This window comes from Paenibacillus polysaccharolyticus, from assembly GCF_900102085.1.
Taxonomy (GTDB): Bacteria; Bacillota; Bacilli; order Paenibacillales; family Paenibacillaceae; genus Paenibacillus; species Paenibacillus polysaccharolyticus.
Genome location: NZ_FMVM01000008.1, coordinates 137,130 through 154,975, shown reverse-complemented (window position 1 = coordinate 154,975; position 17,846 = coordinate 137,130). Strand labels below are relative to the sequence as shown.

The 17,846-nt window shown below is 47.6% G+C and carries 14 protein-coding genes; 5 read left to right on the top strand and 9 right to left on the bottom strand.

The genetic code is table 11. From position 1 onward, the window contains the following. Positions 1 to 162 precede the first annotated feature (162 nt). The 5 genes from BLQ13_RS12875 to BLQ13_RS12855 all read left to right on the top strand — a co-directional run bounded on the left by BLQ13_RS12875 (position 163) and on the right by BLQ13_RS12855 (position 6,508). Positions 163 to 1,530: a YheC/YheD family endospore coat-associated protein gene (locus tag BLQ13_RS12875; RefSeq protein ID WP_090920197.1), complete on the top strand. Its 1,368-nt coding sequence runs from the start codon at positions 163 to 165 to the stop codon at positions 1,528 to 1,530. A gap of 30 nt (positions 1,531 to 1,560) precedes the next feature. Beyond that, a complete protein-coding gene (locus tag BLQ13_RS12870) occupies positions 1,561 to 2,751 on the top strand; it encodes a YheC/YheD family endospore coat-associated protein (RefSeq protein WP_090920194.1) in 1,191 nt (396 codons plus the stop codon). 61 nt (positions 2,752 to 2,812) lie between these two features. Then, a complete protein-coding gene (locus tag BLQ13_RS12865) occupies positions 2,813 to 4,186 on the top strand; it encodes a YheC/YheD family endospore coat-associated protein (RefSeq protein WP_090920191.1) in 1,374 nt (457 codons plus the stop codon). Then, complete coding sequence (locus BLQ13_RS12860) at positions 4,186 to 5,292, top strand: YheC/YheD family endospore coat-associated protein (protein WP_090920188.1); 1,107 nt, start codon at positions 4,186 to 4,188, stop codon at positions 5,290 to 5,292. The genes BLQ13_RS12865 and BLQ13_RS12860 overlap by 1 nt, the downstream gene beginning before the upstream one ends. A gap of 37 nt (positions 5,293 to 5,329) precedes the next feature. Beyond that, positions 5,330 to 6,508, top strand: coding sequence for a YheC/YheD family endospore coat-associated protein (locus BLQ13_RS12855; RefSeq protein WP_090920186.1), 1,179 nt, complete (start codon positions 5,330 to 5,332; stop codon positions 6,506 to 6,508). Between the two features lie 173 nt (positions 6,509 to 6,681). On the opposite strand, the gene BLQ13_RS12850 is transcribed toward BLQ13_RS12855, so the two are convergent. The 9 genes from BLQ13_RS12850 to BLQ13_RS12810 all read right to left on the bottom strand — a co-directional run bounded on the left by BLQ13_RS12850 (position 6,682) and on the right by BLQ13_RS12810 (position 17,808). Then, the gene (locus BLQ13_RS12850; protein WP_090920183.1) at positions 6,682 to 8,592 is read right to left on the bottom strand and encodes an alginate lyase family protein; all 1,911 of its coding nucleotides are present in this window, start codon (positions 8,590 to 8,592) and stop codon (positions 6,682 to 6,684) included. Beyond that, positions 8,589 to 8,924, bottom strand: a complete 336-nt coding sequence (locus BLQ13_RS12845; protein ID WP_090920180.1) for a cupin domain-containing protein — start codon at positions 8,922 to 8,924, stop codon at positions 8,589 to 8,591. Before BLQ13_RS12845 ends, BLQ13_RS12850 begins: the two co-directional genes overlap by 4 nt. 93 nt (positions 8,925 to 9,017) lie before the next feature. Next, positions 9,018 to 10,418 carry an ABC transporter substrate-binding protein gene (locus BLQ13_RS12840; RefSeq protein WP_090920177.1) on the bottom strand — a complete coding sequence of 467 codons (1,401 nt, stop codon included), beginning with the start codon at positions 10,416 to 10,418 and terminating at the stop codon, positions 9,018 to 9,020. Positions 10,419 to 10,547: 129 nt separating this feature from the next. After that, a complete protein-coding gene (locus BLQ13_RS12835) occupies positions 10,548 to 12,155 on the bottom strand; it encodes a response regulator (protein ID WP_090920174.1) in 1,608 nt (535 codons plus the stop codon). 14 nt (positions 12,156 to 12,169) lie between these two features. Then, positions 12,170 to 13,915, bottom strand: a complete 1,746-nt coding sequence (locus tag BLQ13_RS12830; protein ID WP_090920172.1) for a sensor histidine kinase — start codon at positions 13,913 to 13,915, stop codon at positions 12,170 to 12,172. 116 nt (positions 13,916 to 14,031) lie between these two features. Then, positions 14,032 to 14,913, bottom strand: a complete 882-nt coding sequence (locus BLQ13_RS12825) for a carbohydrate ABC transporter permease (RefSeq protein WP_090920169.1) — start codon at positions 14,911 to 14,913, stop codon at positions 14,032 to 14,034. Positions 14,914 to 14,935: 22 nt separating this feature from the next. Beyond that, a complete protein-coding gene (locus tag BLQ13_RS12820; protein ID WP_090920165.1) occupies positions 14,936 to 15,826 on the bottom strand; it encodes a carbohydrate ABC transporter permease in 891 nt (296 codons plus the stop codon). A gap of 285 nt (positions 15,827 to 16,111) precedes the next feature. Beyond that, entirely contained in the window at positions 16,112 to 16,798 is a 687-nt protein-coding gene (locus tag BLQ13_RS12815) for an HAD family hydrolase (RefSeq protein WP_090920162.1), read from the bottom strand. Positions 16,799 to 16,827: 29 nt separating this feature from the next. After that, positions 16,828 to 17,808, bottom strand: a complete 981-nt coding sequence (locus tag BLQ13_RS12810) for a Gfo/Idh/MocA family protein (protein ID WP_090920159.1) — start codon at positions 17,806 to 17,808, stop codon at positions 16,828 to 16,830. Positions 17,809 to 17,846 lie beyond the last annotated feature (38 nt).

The window sequence follows — 17,846 nt, the reverse complement described above, 5'->3', positions numbered from 1 at the left end:
TGGATCAGGCCGCCCAAAAACGCCCCAAATCAAACACATTTAAATCCGGCTGGGTCAATCACCAAGGGGTATATGTCCTCATATGATGAAGCACATGCCATGTTCAGATGCCGTTCAACTTCAAGATCAGACATCAAGCTGCCGCCCGGAAGGAGATCCGTGATGTCCACTAAAAAAGTAACGATACAGGTTACCGGCTCGGGCATCCTGCAGGACGACGTCATCATGCTGGGCGAAGGGGTTCTCAAAGCACTCAAGATTCCTTCGGGAAGACCTCTTCAACTGCAATTCGGTTCGTACCGCCGTGAAGTTACAGTTATTCCGGTTCCCCGGTATGACGGATTAAGACTCAATCAGACGGTAGCCAGCAAAACCGGCCTTGTGCCCCGTTCAGTCCTGAGGGTATCTTACCGTGCTTCCAGCCATACGCTTCGCCTGGGACCCTACATCAGCGTTATGGTCAGCCAGGATTACCCCGATCAACCTGATCGGCCCTTTGGCTCGATTACGATGTTCTGCCAGGAATTAGTGCATGCCTGCCGAAAGCAGGGCGCCTATGTATCCTTTTTCACACCGGAGGACATCGGAGCAGTAACTGGTTACATGCAAGGCTGGGTATATGATGACGGCTGGAAAAAGACCGTTCTGCCTGTGGCAGATGTGGTCAATAACCGGCTGACGTCCCGCAAACTCGAGAACAAACCTAGCGTACAGCATTTTATGAAAGAAGTAAAATCGCTATACGGTACACACACCTTTAACGAAAAGTTCTTGGACAAAAATGAGGTGTTTGACGCACTTAAGTCAATTCCGACACTCAAACGGGTGCTGCCCGAGTCCCATCTACTCAAAACATCAGCGACTCTCAAAGCAATGTGCCAACGTTATCCGGTCATCTTTCTGAAGCCGGTCCGTGGTTCACTGGGCAAAGGCATTATCCGGGTCTCCCGTCAGCCAGAAGGAGGATATCTAACTCTGGCGACAAGTGTTGGAGGTACCCGCAAACAATCTTATGCTTCTCTGGATAAACTCTATGCCAGTATGTCCGGAAAAATGAAAACAACGCGTTATCAGATTCAGCAGGGACTGACCTTGATTGACAACAGCGGCAGGCCTGTTGATTTCCGCGCACTCGTACAGAAAAACAAGACAGGAAAGTGGAGTGTAACTTCCATCGTTGCCCGTATTGCAGGGGGCAGTCATTACGTCTCCAATCTGGCGAGAGGCGGAAGCCTCAGTACCGTCAAAGAAGCCGTAGCCAAAACGCAGCTGTCCAGTTCTGCCAAAGCCTCGGCCTATGCCGGACTGCATACAGCAGCACTCGATATCGCCAAAGGGATTGAGAGTGCGATCCCCGCCCATTTTGGTGAGCTAGGTATCGATCTCGCGCTAGATACAAGTGGACGCGTATGGCTACTTGAGGTGAATTCGAAACCTTCCAAAAACGATAATACCCCGCTGAGCGAGAGCAAAATCCGCCCGTCGGTCAAAGCCATGCTTGAATACTCCACATATCTTGCCGGATTCTGAAGTTTGATCTCATGAAGGAGGTGCAGCAACATGTTTACATCGCCGCAAAACAATACCATGGCTATACTCGTCCGTGAAGCAGAAGGCTCACCTCCTTTTGCAGATGAACGCTTCTGCCGCAGGCTTTGCGTGGAAAGTTTCAGGTACGGGTTACGAATTATCGTCATCCCGATTCCTGCCCAATATACCGAAGGCATTCTTCAGAGAGCATACACTTATCATCAAAAGAAATGGAAAGCTATTCGTATGCCTATGATCGATCTGGTGATGAACCGATGCCTGAATCCACTTTCCAGAAATACCAGGCAGCAGTTGGAACAATATCTACCTCATACCTCCAGTCTTCGTCAGCGTTCTTGGTCAAGTGCACTTCCTGGCAAATGGGAAGTTCATCGTGCTCTATCGAAGTCAACCACCCTTCGAGGACTACTTGCTCCAACCACTCGGGTTAGGTCGACTATTCCCTGGGAAATATGGCTTGCCCGCTGGCCCAAAGGTTTATTTTTCAAACCCGCCTCAGGAACTCATGGCAAAAACACCTTCCGCTTATCCACAGGAGAATTGCCATTCCCCTGGATTGTGGAGGGTCGTAATAGAGGCAACGAACACTATGTCAAGTCATTTTATCAAGCAACGGATGTATCTTCCTGGCTGGAATCACATCAGGCTGTACAAAACATGATTGTGCAGCCTTATCTGGAGCTTAGCCATCACGGAAGAGCATTTGATATAAGGGCACTGGTACAAAAAAACGGGCAAGGGCGCTGGACGCTGACGGGTTGTATGATTCGGGAAGGAGCTGAAGGCTCTCTGACCTCGAATCTTCACGGCGGGGGTAACGCTTATCCTGCTGATGCATACCTTACAGAGCGATATGGCAAAGACAAATCTTCATCGTTGTTGCTACAGATCAAACATGCTGCCGCTCTCATTCCTTCGACGCTGGAGAGCCGTTTCGGCCGACTCGCGGAACTTGGTCTTGATTTTGGAGCTGATGTAGATGGCAGGCTGTGGTTGATTGAAGTAAATTCAAAACCAGGCCGCGCCTCATTTGCGGAATCAGATGACAAACACATGCATGCCCTGACGTATACACAACCACTTGCTTATGCCCGTTATCTGCTGCAACAACATGTTCTCGCGGACGTCTCACGTCCAATGAAAATGCCGAATTCATCCAGCAAAGCTGGCCTGAAACGCATCCCGATTCCAGGTAGCTGAGGCCTGTAATGCCTGCTTGCCATGGAGCACAAGGATCTTTTTCAGGATAGGAGGATAAATCATGAGTTTGACCTTTTGCAATCTGCATTTCACCCAAAAACCCGAAAAAGTGGTGTACGTATCTAATGCTTTAATGAAAAGCCTTAATCTGTCCGGCAAAAAAACGATACATCTGCGGTTCGGGCGTGATCGCGTGCCAGCCACCATCAAACCGATTCGCAAAGCGGGGAAACATCTGTATCTGGCATCAGGCATCCGCAACTTAATGAACGTTCCCAAACGTGGCAGCATTTATCTTCGCAACCTCCAGAATGATGAAGTGCAGCTGGGACCGCTCATCGGGGTGCTGTCCGACGGTTCTTCTTCAAGCTCGAATCCGTTCGGCTCACGTACCGGTTTCATCAAGCAGTTGCTCCGTGAAGGAAGCCGTAAATCGTATATCTATGCCTTCACTCCGCGAGATATCAACTGGCAGAACGAGACCGTTTCCGGGTACTTCCTCAATGAGAGCGGAAGCTTCTTCCGCAGGACGGTGCCACTGCCCGATGTGGTTTACAATCGTTTGCCGAGCCGCCGCTCCGACTTTTCGCCAGCGATCAATCAGCTTCGGGAACGATTCATCCGCCGCAAAATTCCTTTTTTCAACTGGAGCTTCTTCAATAAGTCGGATATTTACAAGTTGCTGGAGAACGAACCCACCGCAGGACGTTATATCCCGGAATCCATCACCAATCCTACAATTGACCAGATGAGGGAAATGCTTGAGCGGCATCAGTTCGTTTATTACAAACCCACCGCTGGCAGCCTTGGCAACGGGATCTACCGCTTAACCTACTCACCTAAACGTGGATATTTTGCACGTTATCGCAAAAAAGGGGGTAACGCCCTGTTGCGCTTTGGTTCATTTAATAGCCTGATGCGCATGCTTCAAGGCAGACATGGCAAGCAGTTACGCGGCTACGTCGTTCAACAGGGAATACGGCTGATTGAGATTGACGAATGCCCTATTGACTTTCGTTTCCACATGCATAAGAACGGGAACAATCAGTGGGTTGTTGTTGGCATCGGTGCCAAAAAAGCCGGACGCGGAAGTGTAACAACTCACATCAAAAATGGCGGCTCTCTAATGACCCCTGAACAGGCGCTCAGTCGCAATTTCGGGGAACGTGCGGGCGAGGTTCTGCAACAGGCGAAATCCGTCGCTATTACACTGGCCCAGGCGATTGAATCCCAGCACCAGCATCTGATTGGTGAGATTGGCTTTGATCTGGGCATTGATCAGGAGGAACATGTATGGATGTTCGAAGCGAACGCCAAACCCGGGCGCTCCATCTTCCGTCACCCTTCACTCCGGGTGGAGGGCAAATCGTCGGTGGAACACATTTTGGAGCACTGCCTGTATTTGAGCAAATTCCGGAAGAAGGACAGCATTTGATGAGCCTTCATGATGATTTCAAACCTGTGATCGCTGTACTCACCATGCATGATCAACAGCGGATGTTCAGAGGGAATCATCAAAATTTTCAGGATATTTTGCAAACAGGTGAAAGCATGGGCTACGTCGTTTATATCGTGACAGTCCGCGATCTTAATATGACTGGACCTACCGTGAAAGGATATACGTACAACAAAGGGAGCGGCAAATGGACTTCAAAGCCGTTCCCTCTCCCTCATGTGCTCTATAACCGTATTCCTAACCGGGAAGATGAACGCAAACCCTCGGTTCAACGTAAAATTGAAGAATGTCTGCAATCCGGTATTGAACTGTATAACCCGTATTTTTTCAATAAATGGAATCTGTTTGAATGGCTCAAAAAATCCAAGTCTACGCAGCAATTGATTCCTCATACCCGGCGGATGCGCAGCGCATCTTCACTTGGTACGGTACTTCGCACCTATCCTTATTTGTACCTGAAACCGGAGAGCGGCAAAGCTGGCAAAGGCATCATGATGCTCAAATTTCAAGAAAAAGAAAAGCTGCCTTACCGACTTAAAATACAAAACACTCGAAAAAGTATGACATACAAGGCAGCCACGTTATCCAAGTTATGGGCCCGAATTCGCAAAGAAACCGGACATACGCCCTATATCATGCAACAAGGCATCGAGCTCGCTTCTTCTCACAAACGACCTTTCGACCTTCGTGTGCTTGTGCAAAAAAATGGCAAAGGGCAATGGAGTGTGACTGGCATCGGTGCACGACTGGCAGGCTCACGCAGCATTACAACTCACGTGCCTCGCGGCGGAAGTGTAGAAGACCCGGAGAAGCTACTCACAGAGCTATTTGGGGAAGAAATGACTACAGCTCTAATGAAACGGGTAAAGTCTACCTCCTTAATGATTGCCAGACAGGTTGAGCGCGGTTCGGGACATACACTTGGTGAAATGTCGATGGATCTTGGCGTGGATGATCTGGGTGAGATCTGGTTTTTTGAAGCCAATGCAAAACCGATGAAATTTGATGAACCACAGATCAGGCGACGTTCACTGGAACGCATTTTCCAGTACAGCGCCTATCTTGCCCGTCAGTCTGCACGATGAATGGCAGGAATACTGCATACAAAGAAGGTGATTGTTTGTGTCCTCACCTGTTCTGGGCATTATGACATTGTATCTGAATGAACACCGCGCTCTGGAAGAACGAAGCATCTACCGCCGAATGATTCTGGAGGGGCGCAAACGGGGACTTGATATTTATGTATTCACACCTGCTGATGTCCATTCCGGCGGCAGGCAGATCGAAGCGATGGTGTATGACGAAAAGAATGGCTGGTCCAGGGAATGGCGCGCATTCCCGGATCTGATTTTTGATCGGTGCCGCATTCAGCGAAACCATCGTTTCCAGCAACTCCTTGCCTTTCGTGAAAAATACGGACATCTGCTCTTTCTGAATCGACCTTTACGCAATAAATGGACCATTCATCAAACCCTGTCCGAGCAATCCGCCTTCCGGCAGCATTTGCCGGAAACGATTTTATTTCAGGACATGTCCGATGTAAACCGAATGCTCAAGGTGTCCCCGCTGATCTATCTGAAACCGATCAACGGCACAGGCGGACGGGGCATTTTGCGCGTAGAACGTAGCAGCAAGGAACCCAGTACAGTACTCGTTCAAGGCCGCGATCAGAAGCGCCGCATTATTACACCGCGCAAGGTTCATCTATCCAGGCTCGGCCCCCTGCTCCAGCACTGGAACATGAAAGATAAATATTTGGTGCAAAAAGGGATTCAGCTCCAGCTTCCTAACGGCAGAGTACATGACTACCGTATGCTGGTTCAGAAAAACGGAGAAGGCGAATGGGAACTCACAGGATGCGCAGGGCGCATGGGCGCTGAGAAAAGTGTAACCTCAAACCTTCATGGAGGCGGGCAGGCCATTGCCATGCAGCGTTTGATGAAACAATGGATTCCCGAAGAAGAACTGCGAGAAGAAGTGACAGCAACGGCAGCAAAATTTGGCATTGATGTAGCTTCGTTCCTTGAGGATACGTATGGCGATCTATGTGAGCTTGCACTGGATTTGGCGATAGACAAAAGTGGGCAAATCTACCTGCTTGAGGTCAACCCCAAACCTGCCCGTGAAGTCTTTGCCCGAATTGGTGAACGAAGCATTTATTATAAAGCGATCACACAGCCGCTGGAATATGCCTTGTGGGTATACCGCAACCGCCCTACTCAAACGGTTAAAAAACCTCCCTCTCCCAGGCCCGTTACTTCTAAAGCAACGAGAGTGAAGCGGGGCCGGAGAGTGAAGTAACCCGCTAGCTGATCATACATCTTAACAATAGGCTGGGCAAAGTAAAAAGGATTGCAGGTTCAGTAATAAGCTGAGCCTGCAATCCTTTTACGGTTTCACTCCATCCATCCTATCTAGCTGTAAGCATGGAGCTTATCATTTTATAAATTTCAGCATATGCAAACAGGTTCTAACTACTTCCAGTCCACCTGATGTTCGTCGATCACAATCCGGGCTTCCTGACCGCGGTACTCGTAATCTAGCGTGAACCTCATTTGTTCCGGCTCCAGTGCACATCCTGTAACTTTCACAGCTTCTTCTGATTCGTCAGCCGGTAGGCCTATGGCCACAACGCCCACTTTGCCAGAAAATTCAGCTTTGCCTTGAATAACAGCCGTTTCCGATTTCGAGCCGTAGATTTCAGATACCCAGCCCACCTGTTCTGTCAACTCAAACGTTTCGCTGCCATCCCCCGCCATCAAAAATTTAATGCACAGCTTAGTGGAAGAATCGTCAAATCGAATGCCTGCTCGCTGTTTCGCTTGATCTTCCTTGCGCAATACAAGCAGTGCATCCGGATGCAAATGGAACCGTTGCTCCAACGTGTGTGTTTTTTTACCATCCAGCCAGTCCACCACCAGAAGCAGAGGTACGCTTTTGCCTGCAAGCACCCACCGACGATGGCTAACCGGATCGGGAAGGTGTGTATATCCATCTTGTGAAGCATCCATAAAGTGATAGTTGGCTTGGCTCTCATAGCGATGTGTTGTCGCTTCCGCCTCAGGCTCACCCCATTGCTGAGTGGATACATAAGGTGTCTGATCTGTCCCGTCTATGGTAATCGTATTATGTGCCCGCGTGCTTTTGAAATAATGACGCCACTGCCCTTCTTCATACGTATAACGTCCCGTATCCGTAAAGAACAGCCGGTTATTCCACATCCATTCGATGTTCAAAGCATCCGCATGACCGTGAGCACCACCCATCGGAGCTGCATCAAAGAACAAATATTGCTTCTCATCCCGCATCACATAATATCCGGTTTGGGGAAATGTACGGCTTGTCAATGATCGGGATGCTCCAGCCTGCAGCCTGACACACTGCTCGTATTTTGCCACACCCACCAGCCATAGGCATTCTGAACTGTCGGTTCCGCGAGCCATGAGATCCTCGTCTCCCAGAATTGCACCTAACAGTGTCAACCGTTGTCGTCCATCACTAAGCCAGTCCGAATCTCCAATGCCCGTCGATTGATGATCCGGTCTGATCATCGCTTCGGTGAACGCGGCCATATTCCGTAAACATTCCCCATACCACGCCGAGAACGGATGTCCCGAAATACCTGCCAGCAGATACGGTGTACCAAACATCTCAATACTCGCGTTATGATAGTGGGTGTTCAATTCGACCTGGATTCCCTCTTCATTCAACTGATGCAGCAGACACAGCTCCAGCCGTTCGGTAGCCACTTGACGCCAGAATGGACTGCGTGGATGCTCCTTGTAAAAAGCCGCAATCATAAACAAACCCTGCATATGCATAATGGCATGATTAATTTCCGTACTGCCGAGATAATTCGTCAGGAATTCCGCATGCTCCTCCAGCCCTTGCAGAAATTCGGCCCGAAAGGCATCGTCCAATTGTGGACTGGATTCCATATATTTGTACGCGGCAATCCAGGATTGCACACGCAGACCTGTTTCAAGCAAACGCCAAGGACCTGGTTTCTGAAAAAAAACAGCTTCATCATATGGCAGATGAATAGGCACAGGATTCTGTTCTCGCCACGTACGATAGTGATCGATAAAGGTAGTCACATATAACGGGTTGCCTTTCATCAGATAAGCTTTGCCTAAATCAAGCATATGCCAGTGCCTGTTAATGCCCCACGTGAACTCCAGATCATTGGTCGGATTGTGAAGCCAGTCCACCGGCGTACCCAGTGGAATCCAGTTGGTTAGATCATTCGTATATGGCACAATAAATTCATTCAGAATAGCACGGTTGGCAATCGTCACTGAATTTCGGGCTTCCTCTGGAAAATGCTCCTGATAGTATAGCGCTGCCTGCTGCAGCTCGTCTGCTGAAAGGTAAAAGTCACTCATTGGTCTGCCTCAAGAAAATCCTGACGGAATGGCGTAAATACATCCAGTATAATCGCATCTTCCAGCGCTCTTACCCCGTGTGGCACATTCAAGCCTGCATAGAAGCTGTCTCCCGCTTGGAGAACTTTGGTCTCTTCGCCTACTTGAACCTCAAAGCTACCCTTTACAATATAACTGACTTGCTCGTGCGCATCATGGGAGTGGACTTCGCCGATCCCACCTTTGGCAAAGGTAACTTCCACCATCATGAGTGTTCCACCCATCCCCAAAATTTTGCGCGAACTTGTTTCGTTAATGATATGTGGTTTTACGGAATTCTGGTCAATAATCATTGGATATTCCCCTCTCCAAGGCAAGATAATTTTGAAAATTTCAGTAAAGTGAAGCGACCGAAGTATGAATACGACGGCCGCCATGTTTAGATTTTACTCTTCTTTGGACAGTTTACCTTGAAGCTTGGATGAATCAAACGATGGATCTGCCGCAATTTTAGTCAGGCCTGCCGCTTTGCTTTTCTCAAGTGCTGCATTATACCGTGTGTTCAGATCCTTGATCACGCCATCCAGATCACCACCAGTGAATACGTAAGCGGAGAAAGCTTCAGCCCATTTCATGCCTTCCAGCGAGCTCTCTGTAATCACACTTGGATTAGCAGGGAAGATCGCGTCATACTTCTTAGGTAAGAAACCTTCGATACCTGGAATGCTAGGTTTTTTATCCGAGCTGAGTACGGCAGGAATCAGAGAGATACCGTAACCTTTTTCATAATACTCGCTTTGCAGATCCGTGCTGTATACGTACTCCATGAACTTCCATGCTGCTTCTTTGTTCTTTGAGTCTGCATTGATACCGATATAGGAACCACCAATAACTTGCGAAGCCCCTTTAATCGTACCATCATCTGTTGGCACAGGAGCAGCACCCCAATTTTCTTTGGTCGGGAATTGATCTTTGTAGACACCTGGCTCACCGGAGTGATTGATGTACATCCCGATTTTGCCTTGTGCAAATTGTGCTCTCAGTGGGTCAATATCCAAGCTTTCCACACCCGGAAGCATGCTGCCATCTTGATTCATCTGACGAAGAGCCTCGGCAATCGATTTGTACATGTTGAAGTCAAACTGACCTGTCTTGTAGTTAAAGCCGTCGATACCTTCGTTCGTGCTTGCACCGGCAATGGTGTTCGCCGCTCTCCAGAAACCGCTACCACTTTTGAATGGGCTGGCGAAGCCATAGATGCCTTCACTTTTACCTGTTTCGGTAATTTTCTTTGCGTCTGCTACCATCTCAGCAATGGTTTTAGGCGGAGAAGCAATGCCTGCTTTTTGGAAAATATCTTTATTGTACACCAGTCTCCAGATCTGGCCTGTATTCGGAAGGGTATATACTTTTCCATCAATCGTATTTTTATTTTCGATCAGGCTGTCCTTGAACGTTGCCTTCATGGCATCACTCATATATCCGTCGATTGGAGCAAGATACCCCTTTTGATAATACGTTTGGAAATCGTCGATTTGAAACACATCAGGAGCTTGTTTACTCGCAAATGCGATATCAACGGCCTGCGGATAATTATCACCCATGACGGTCATTTCCACTTCAATGTTGTCTTTGTTGGTCTGGTTGAATTGCTCGATCTTGGATTTCATAAAATCAGCATCGTGTCGATCCGGAGTCCAATAGACCACTTTCGTTTTGCCACTACTCTGTTCTCCGCCGCCAGCTGCAGTCTCGCTGCCCTTTGTCGTTCCACTGTCTGTCGAACAACCCGCTACCGTTAATGCAAGCACAGCACTTAGTGTAGTCATCATCCACTTTTTAACCATTGAAATGCCCCCTTATGCTTGTCTGGACAACCTGTTTGGTTCCCCGTTAACGTAATGATAAACGTTCCACTTATGTCGAAGTGAGGGACATTCTGACTATGCAAGGTGGGAAAAATGACGATCTCTGTCTTACCCATTCTCATACATCTGCCGAAAATGTGTAGGGGTCATGCCACAATACTTTTTGAAAAGGCCACTGAAATACGGTCTGTCCTCATACCCCAGCATCTGGCATATTTCCTGTACTTGCACCCCCGCAACCAGCAGTTCCTTCGCCTTTTCCATTCTTAACTTCGTAATATATTGAATAAGCGTCATACCCGTTTCCTTCTTGAACGCATTCGCAAAATAACTTGGACTTAAGTGAACCGACTGGGCACAAGTCTGCAATGTGAGATTTTCGGACAGATTCATGCTAATAAACTCTTGGGATTTACTGATCGCCTGTTTGACATCCGTAAGCCTTTTCTTATCCATGATCTCGCATCCCATACTGCTGAAATGCTTGATGTAGGCTCCCCAGCCCTCAAACGTCAACGACCGCATCGCTTCAAGCACGGTCAAGTCTGCTTCCAGACGAAGCCGTTCTTCTTCTGTGATCTCATCACAGAACGCCCGGTAGATCGCAAATGCGAGTCCTGACAACAGACGGATCATCGTCAGTGGTTCGGGAAAACCTTTGGCGTTCTGCCAGACTTCCAAAATATCATCGATAATTCGGTGACAAGAACTTTCATTGCCACATTTCAATGCGTAAAATAGCTCCTTTTCCTTTTCCAAAGGATAGACGGGAGCAACCACATCCTGATTCTCCAGTTCTGCATACTGGAAGATGCAGTTTCCTTCACTGTAAAAACGATAAGATATCGCCTTGTCCGCATTGGCATAAGATATCCAGATTTCTTGTGGTCTGCGAGCGATCGTTCCGACTCCAATGGATATCGTCTTTTTGCTATATTGCTCCACATTGTGGCGGCATTGCTCCATAAGATCGGATAAATCAATCTGTTCAGATGTATTAAATATAGCGGCCAGGCGGTAACGATTTTCACGCAGTACAACACTTCTCGTATACCGATTCAATGTCTCGCTGACGATATTCTGAACCGCAAATGGAACGATCTCTGCATCCAGATGCATTGTCGATCCATAGCGTGTATAGCCATCAACCTCAATGACCATAACGTTGAGATTGGAGGAATCCAGCTCAATATCAAGCTCGTCCCACCGGCTTTCATTCAGAAATCCGCCAATCTCATGCCGAAGCAGACCGAGAAGATAACTGTGACGTTCGTACTCACTGCTGCTAACCGCTTTCTGTTTCAGCTTTTGAAGTTGCTGCGACTTCGCTTGTTCACTCTCAATTACCTGTCTCACTTTTAGCACCGCACCCAAAATCTCCTCAGGCGTAAACGGTTTAAGCAGATAATCGAAGGCTCCGAGCTTAATCGCTTCCTGGGCATATTGAAAATCGGAGTATCCGCTAATAAAAATAAACTTGGAGCGCAGTCCAGCATCCATTGCCCGCTTCATGAGTTCGAGTCCGCTGAGCCGAGGCATTTTGATATCCGTAATGACAATGTCCGGCTGCTGTTCAGTCAGAAGCGACCAGCCTTGCTCTCCATTGTTCGCTGTGCCAACAATCCGCACCTCATGATCCACCCACGGAATGGTGGAAACGATGCCCTTGACCACAGCCTGAATATCATCCATAACACACATCGTCAGTTGCTCCATACGTACGCTCCCTCCTAGCTAATCGGAATGGTGATGACTACCGTAGTCCCCACGTTTATTTCACTATGGAACACCAGCGAAGCTTGCTCACCATACTGTAGGTTTAATCGATCAACCAGATTGGATATAGCATATCCTTTCCGGTTCCCCTCTAATGCTTCTTCCGCATTCATTTTCGCTACATCCATGCCGCATCCATTGTCCTTGACCTCCAAACGGAGTGTATCTTCAAGACGATGAATCCGGATCAGAATGCGTCCTAAATCTTCCTTATCATTAAAACCATGCAGGATCGAATTTTCCACCAGAGGCTGAAGCAAAATTTTTAGAATTTCGATTCCTTTGCAGGATTCCTCTGCCTCAATCCGGTATTCGAACAAGTCTTCGTAACATTGCTGCTGTAACTGCATATACTGCTCGACGTGTTTGATCTCTTGCTCTACGGTGGTCATGTCTTTTCCATCATTCAAGCCGAGTCTGAACAGTAGGGAGAGAGAGACAATCATTGAGCTGACATCCTTCTTCTCCCCACTCTCGCTTTTCCAGAACATCGTATTTAACGTATTGTACAGAAAATGAGGATCAACCTGAGCTTGAAGCGCCTTCACTTCCAGCCGCCGCTTGTCCTGTTCCGTGGCTCGCACCTCTTCAAACAAAACCTGAATCTGATCCAACATTCGATTGAAGCGATGCCCTACGGCACTAACCTCATCGTCATATTTGCTGCGAAAGCGTACGTCCAAGTCGTTGTACTCCACCTCGACCATGAGCCGCCGCAATTTGTTCAGCGGTTTCAGCAGCGCAGAGGATAACAGGTCGGACAACGCGAGCGCCAGCAGGATGCAGAACAGCATAATCAGGATGACCAGCCAGCGAATCTTCTTCAGTGGAGATAATAAATCGGCCTTGGACTGAACACTGACCATAACCCAGTCCTCATTCATTGATAGAGCCGAGTAATTCACCAACATATCTTGTCCCTGTCCGTTGGTATACGTGAAATCACCTGACCCGCGATCTAATCGTTGTGCAAATCCAGGCTCTGTTACCAGATCAAAAGTGCCTGCTCCCGGACGAATGACCTCACTTCCATTTTTATGAAGTAAAAACAATTGTACCTGACTGTTCATCAGATCCTGATTTAAAATATCTCGCATGGCTGCTTCCCTCATGTTAACGACCATGTATACCTCCGAGAAGGTATGGTTATCGATCACAATCGGTTTAAGCAACAGTGACAGCACATTACCCCGGGATTGGAATAATTCGCTGGGATGTGAACCAAACCACATCGTATTCCAGCCGGGCCGTTTGACAACTTCTCCATATTCCTTGTCAAACGCAGTGCTTTGATTCGGGAAGTCTTTTGTCGAGAAAAAATTGCCGATCGGTGTCTTCAAATATGCGGTATCAATCAGCGGCTCTACCAGCTTCAACTGGGCAAATGTGGTCTGAAGCAGAGAGAGATTCTGATAATAACGACCATCATTGTGATTACGCACGTCCTTCATCACCTGTGTAAACGTGTCACTCAGCATGAACGAATAGGATGAAACGACGATATGACGCAGATGCTCATCCATCACCTGTACAGACTTGTTCAGAATGCTCTTCTTTAATTCAAGCGCGTTCCGCTCTATGCTCTTGGCAGCGAAGAGATATGAGAAAATGCCCGTCACACTGATACACAAAACAACGAGAAAAATGTAGATGAGCTGTATCCGTTTTTTCAGAGACATTTTGTAGAAAGTTGACTTCATAGGCGGTCGCTCCTTGAACAAGGGCTGGCCCTGTCCGCTGTAATTAAAAAGAGTATAGCACAGCGGAATCTGCACGGAATACCGTTCTCCGAAATCTCTTCCTCAGCTTTACCGCCCTAACCTTTGACAGCCCCCAGCGTAACTTGCATGAATGATTTATTTGCAAAAATGTATACAACCAGCAGTGGCAAAATGGACAGACAAGCTCCAGCCATCATTAATTGCACCTCAGCTGCAGCCCCGATGCCGTAGCGAAGGTTCGCCAGACCAACCGGCAAGGTTTGCAACTTGGGATTGCTCATCGTGAATACGAACGGAAGAATATATTCATTCCATGAATTCTGGAAAACACCTAGTCCCGCAACAGCCAGACCCGGACGCAAGAGTGGCAAAATAATCCGCCAGTAGGTGGTAAAGAAGTTACAGCCATCAATCATCGCAGCCTCATCCAATTCACGGGGGATACTCTTGAAGAACCCAACGAGAATAAAATAGGTTGCCGCATGGGCACTGATTAATATGATGATGACACCCCACAGCGAATTATTCAGACCCAGCTTGACCATGAGATCAAACTGTGGTCTAAGTACCACAGCACCAATCGAAATAAACAGTGTGGATGCCATGAGCAGCGTATACGCTTTTTTGCCTTTAAAATTCACCCGATCCACCGCATAAGCAGCCATGGACGATACAAGCAATGTTCCTACCGTTGTGGCAATACTTACAAAAATGCTGTTAATCGTAAATCCGGAAAAATTAGCCGTCTTCCAAGCCTGGCTGTAGTTCGTGAACTGCCATATCTTCGGCCAGATTGTTGCTCCTCCGGTAAGTTCCTGGTTGGTTTTGAACGATCCTAGTAACACGAGGATGATCGGGAACAGGGACAAGATCGCAATAATCAGCAAAAATATAAAGAGAATGGTTCGCTTTGTCCAGCGAGTCCAGCGGAATGAACTTGAATTCGAAGATGCAGGTGCAAGCACGGTTTGAGTCATCATCGTTCCCTCCTAATCAAGATTAGTAGACATCATTAAGCTTTTTGGAAATCTGGAAGTAAATGAGCGTCACTGCCCCTACAATGAGAGCTGTTGTGAATCCGACTGCACTTCCGTAACCAAGCTGTTGCAAGGATTGTGTGTCCGCCGAAACAGGGAACAACAGTTTGAACAGGTACAGATACATAACCTCCGTTTTGCCATAGGGCCCACCCTCGGTTAAGACCATAATGCTCTCGTACCCCTTAAGTGCTGTCGTGATCGCAAGCATAATGATCATCTGCATTACTGGTCCGAGTAGCGGAATCGTTACATTGCGTAATTTTTGGAATTCGCTTGCTCCATCCAGTGATGCTGCCTCATACAGCTCCTCCGGAATGCTTTGCAGACCCGCAATGAACAACAACATATAGTTTCCGACAGCACCCCAGATCGCAATAATGATCGTTGTCAGCATCGCATGATTCGCATCCAGCCAACCAATTGGCGAGGATATGATGTGATACTTCATCAGCAGCTGATTCAGAATGCCGTTATATGAATTGAAAATGATGAAAAAAACAATCGCCATGACAGATGCACTAAAAATGGTTGGAAGATAGAAAACCGCTCTGAACAAAGAGCGGCCACGCCACTTGCGATTCAGGATAATCGCCAGAATCAGAGATAGCGGAATGGTGATGACGAGTTTACCAAGTGCATATATCCCCGTATTTTTTACCGAATCCCAGAACTGTCCATCACGAATAATCCGTGCAAAGTTCTCAAGTCCGATGAAGATCGGCTTCCCGATGCCCTGATAATCATAGAACATGTAGCGCAGAGCCCATAACAACGGATAGATTCCGAATACCAGTGTGAGAAAGAGACTTGGGATGATGAAGATGTAGGCGTTCAGTTTGGATGGTTTCATCAGAATCAGACCCCCTATAGCTTTTGAATGAAAGTATAGAGGGATTTACATCATATGCGGGATAGGGAAATCAACTTTCTACAGGGGAGAATGTGACTGCGTGCGAAAACGCAAAAAACCTGCATAGGCGCAAAAAGGCCCATACAGGTATGTGATAAAAAGCTGTAAATCGTTGATAAAGCTGTTGCTCATGTGCTGTTTATTGATAACCAGACATACCCTACCGAGGCCAGGTAGCTTTGAGTTTGTCAGAGGTGTTGCCGTGATCATGCAGTGTTAAAACACTTATTCTGCTTCTTCATATAGACGGAGCAAATCAGTGAAATCCGAGATCAGTGCATCGGAACCGGCAAGTTCTTCATCCCTGCCGAATCCGGCATAAGCACAGCCGATAACGGTCTGGTTATTCATTTTGCCCGCTTCGACGTCCGAAGAACGATCACCTACCATCCAGGCATCCTGAATCCGGTGTTTCTGCAGCAAAATCTGTACCAAGTTAATTTTGGAAGGTGTCTTGTACTGACCTGCACTATATACCCCTTCAAATAGCGGCATGATCTCGTGTGCGAACGCAACGCCTTTCACATAATCCTCGAGACCGTTACTGGCAACAAACAGACGAACTCCCTGAGCTTTCAGTGCCTCCAGCGTTTCTTTCACACCGGGATACAGTTTGGAGTCGCCTCCATCGAGTCCTTCGATCTCAAGTTGCAGCAATAATTCATCGGCACGACGATGAGCTGCTTCGGATGCTTCAGGCATAACAACTTTCCAGATATCTTCAAGCAACATGCCCAGACTTCCGAGCATCCGCTCTTCCGGCGGGGTTTCTCCTTCAAAATGCCCCTCTGCACGCAACGTATCAAATAACTGATGATATGCAGGCAAAAGCAAGGTCTCTGTCTGAAACAACGTGCCATCCATATCAAAAATCATCGCTTCCGGTTTACGCAAACCCGATATATTGGTCATATGCAAAATTCCTTTCGGATTGAAATTGGTTAATTTGTAGATGAATTACTGTTCCGAAGCGCTTCAAGCACCTGTTGCGCCTCGTACCCATCGTGGAACGTATAAATCCTGCCCGGTTTCTCCTGAATACGGGCAATGACATGTTTCAACACAGGCAGTTCGCTGGAAGATTCCAGCACTTCCACGGGGGACAACGGCTGTCCGATCTTGCCACTCATCAATTCCTCCCAATTTTCCAGCGCAATGGTGCCCTCGGTGCCATATACAACCATGGACACACGCTCCTCGCCAGCAAAATGAGAAATCCCCTGCAGATGAACCCGAGTTCCGTCCTGTACTTCAAGTACAGCCTGCACTTCCTGTTCACAAGCATCAGGTTGATCGGCAGGATAAGTTACTTGAGCATTCAGTACACGTAGACGCCCGAATACATTCTGGATCATATGAATCCAGTGAATGCCAACTTCGAGGATAAAACCTCCCTGATCCCGGCTTGTGATCCATTCATTCTGCTGCCATGAGCGCGGCCACTGCGGGAACTGCAGAATCAGGTCAATTTTGCGAATGTCACCCACTGCCTGTTGTTTAACCATCTCTTGCAACTTCAACACAGCTGACTCATGCGGCATCGAAAAATGAACGGCGTGAACCACACCAGCTTGCTCAGCAGCTTCGACCATTTTGCGCGCTTCTTCTAAACTGTTAGCGAGCGGCTTTTCACAGAACACATGAATTCGACGGTCCAGAGCGTCCATAACCACCGGATAATGATATTTCGGCGGTACAGCAATGTAGACGAGGTCAATCTGCTGTTCATCCAGTAGCTGTTTATAATCACGATATGTTTTCACCGATGGACGGGTTGCTGCAAATTTCTGTAAGCTTTGCTCATTCGCATCACAGACCGCAGTAATCTCAACGGAGATATCCATTTGAGTATTTTCCGCTTGATGAATCATATGTAAACCCATCTTACCCAGGCCGATTACAGCCATTTTCAATGATGTCATTGCATTCCCTCCAATTCAATTTCAGTATAGCAGAAATC

Bases quoted from the DNA above. Each gene is read 5' to 3' on its own strand.
- BLQ13_RS12875 (WP_090920197.1), top strand. From the start codon at position 163: ATGTCCACTAAAAAAGTAACGATACAGGTTACCGGCTCGGGCATCCTG.
- BLQ13_RS12870 (WP_090920194.1), top strand. From the start codon at position 1,561: ATGTTTACATCGCCGCAAAACAATACCATGGCTATACTCGTCCGTGAA.
- BLQ13_RS12865 (WP_090920191.1), top strand. From the start codon at position 2,813: ATGAGTTTGACCTTTTGCAATCTGCATTTCACCCAAAAACCCGAAAAA.
- BLQ13_RS12860 (WP_090920188.1), top strand. From the start codon at position 4,186: ATGAGCCTTCATGATGATTTCAAACCTGTGATCGCTGTACTCACCATG.
- BLQ13_RS12850 (WP_090920183.1), bottom strand. From the start codon at position 8,592: ATGAGTGACTTTTACCTTTCAGCAGACGAGCTGCAGCAGGCAGCGCTA.
- BLQ13_RS12845 (WP_090920180.1), bottom strand. From the start codon at position 8,924: ATGATTATTGACCAGAATTCCGTAAAACCACATATCATTAACGAAACA.
- BLQ13_RS12840 (WP_090920177.1), bottom strand. From the start codon at position 10,418: ATGGTTAAAAAGTGGATGATGACTACACTAAGTGCTGTGCTTGCATTA.
- BLQ13_RS12835 (WP_090920174.1), bottom strand. From the start codon at position 12,155: ATGGAGCAACTGACGATGTGTGTTATGGATGATATTCAGGCTGTGGTC.
- BLQ13_RS12830 (WP_090920172.1), bottom strand. From the start codon at position 13,915: ATGAAGTCAACTTTCTACAAAATGTCTCTGAAAAAACGGATACAGCTC.
- BLQ13_RS12825 (WP_090920169.1), bottom strand. From the start codon at position 14,913: ATGACTCAAACCGTGCTTGCACCTGCATCTTCGAATTCAAGTTCATTC.
- BLQ13_RS12820 (WP_090920165.1), bottom strand. From the start codon at position 15,826: ATGAAACCATCCAAACTGAACGCCTACATCTTCATCATCCCAAGTCTC.
- BLQ13_RS12815 (WP_090920162.1), bottom strand. From the start codon at position 16,798: ATGACCAATATATCGGGTTTGCGTAAACCGGAAGCGATGATTTTTGAT.
- BLQ13_RS12810 (WP_090920159.1), bottom strand. From the start codon at position 17,808: ATGACATCATTGAAAATGGCTGTAATCGGCCTGGGTAAGATGGGTTTA.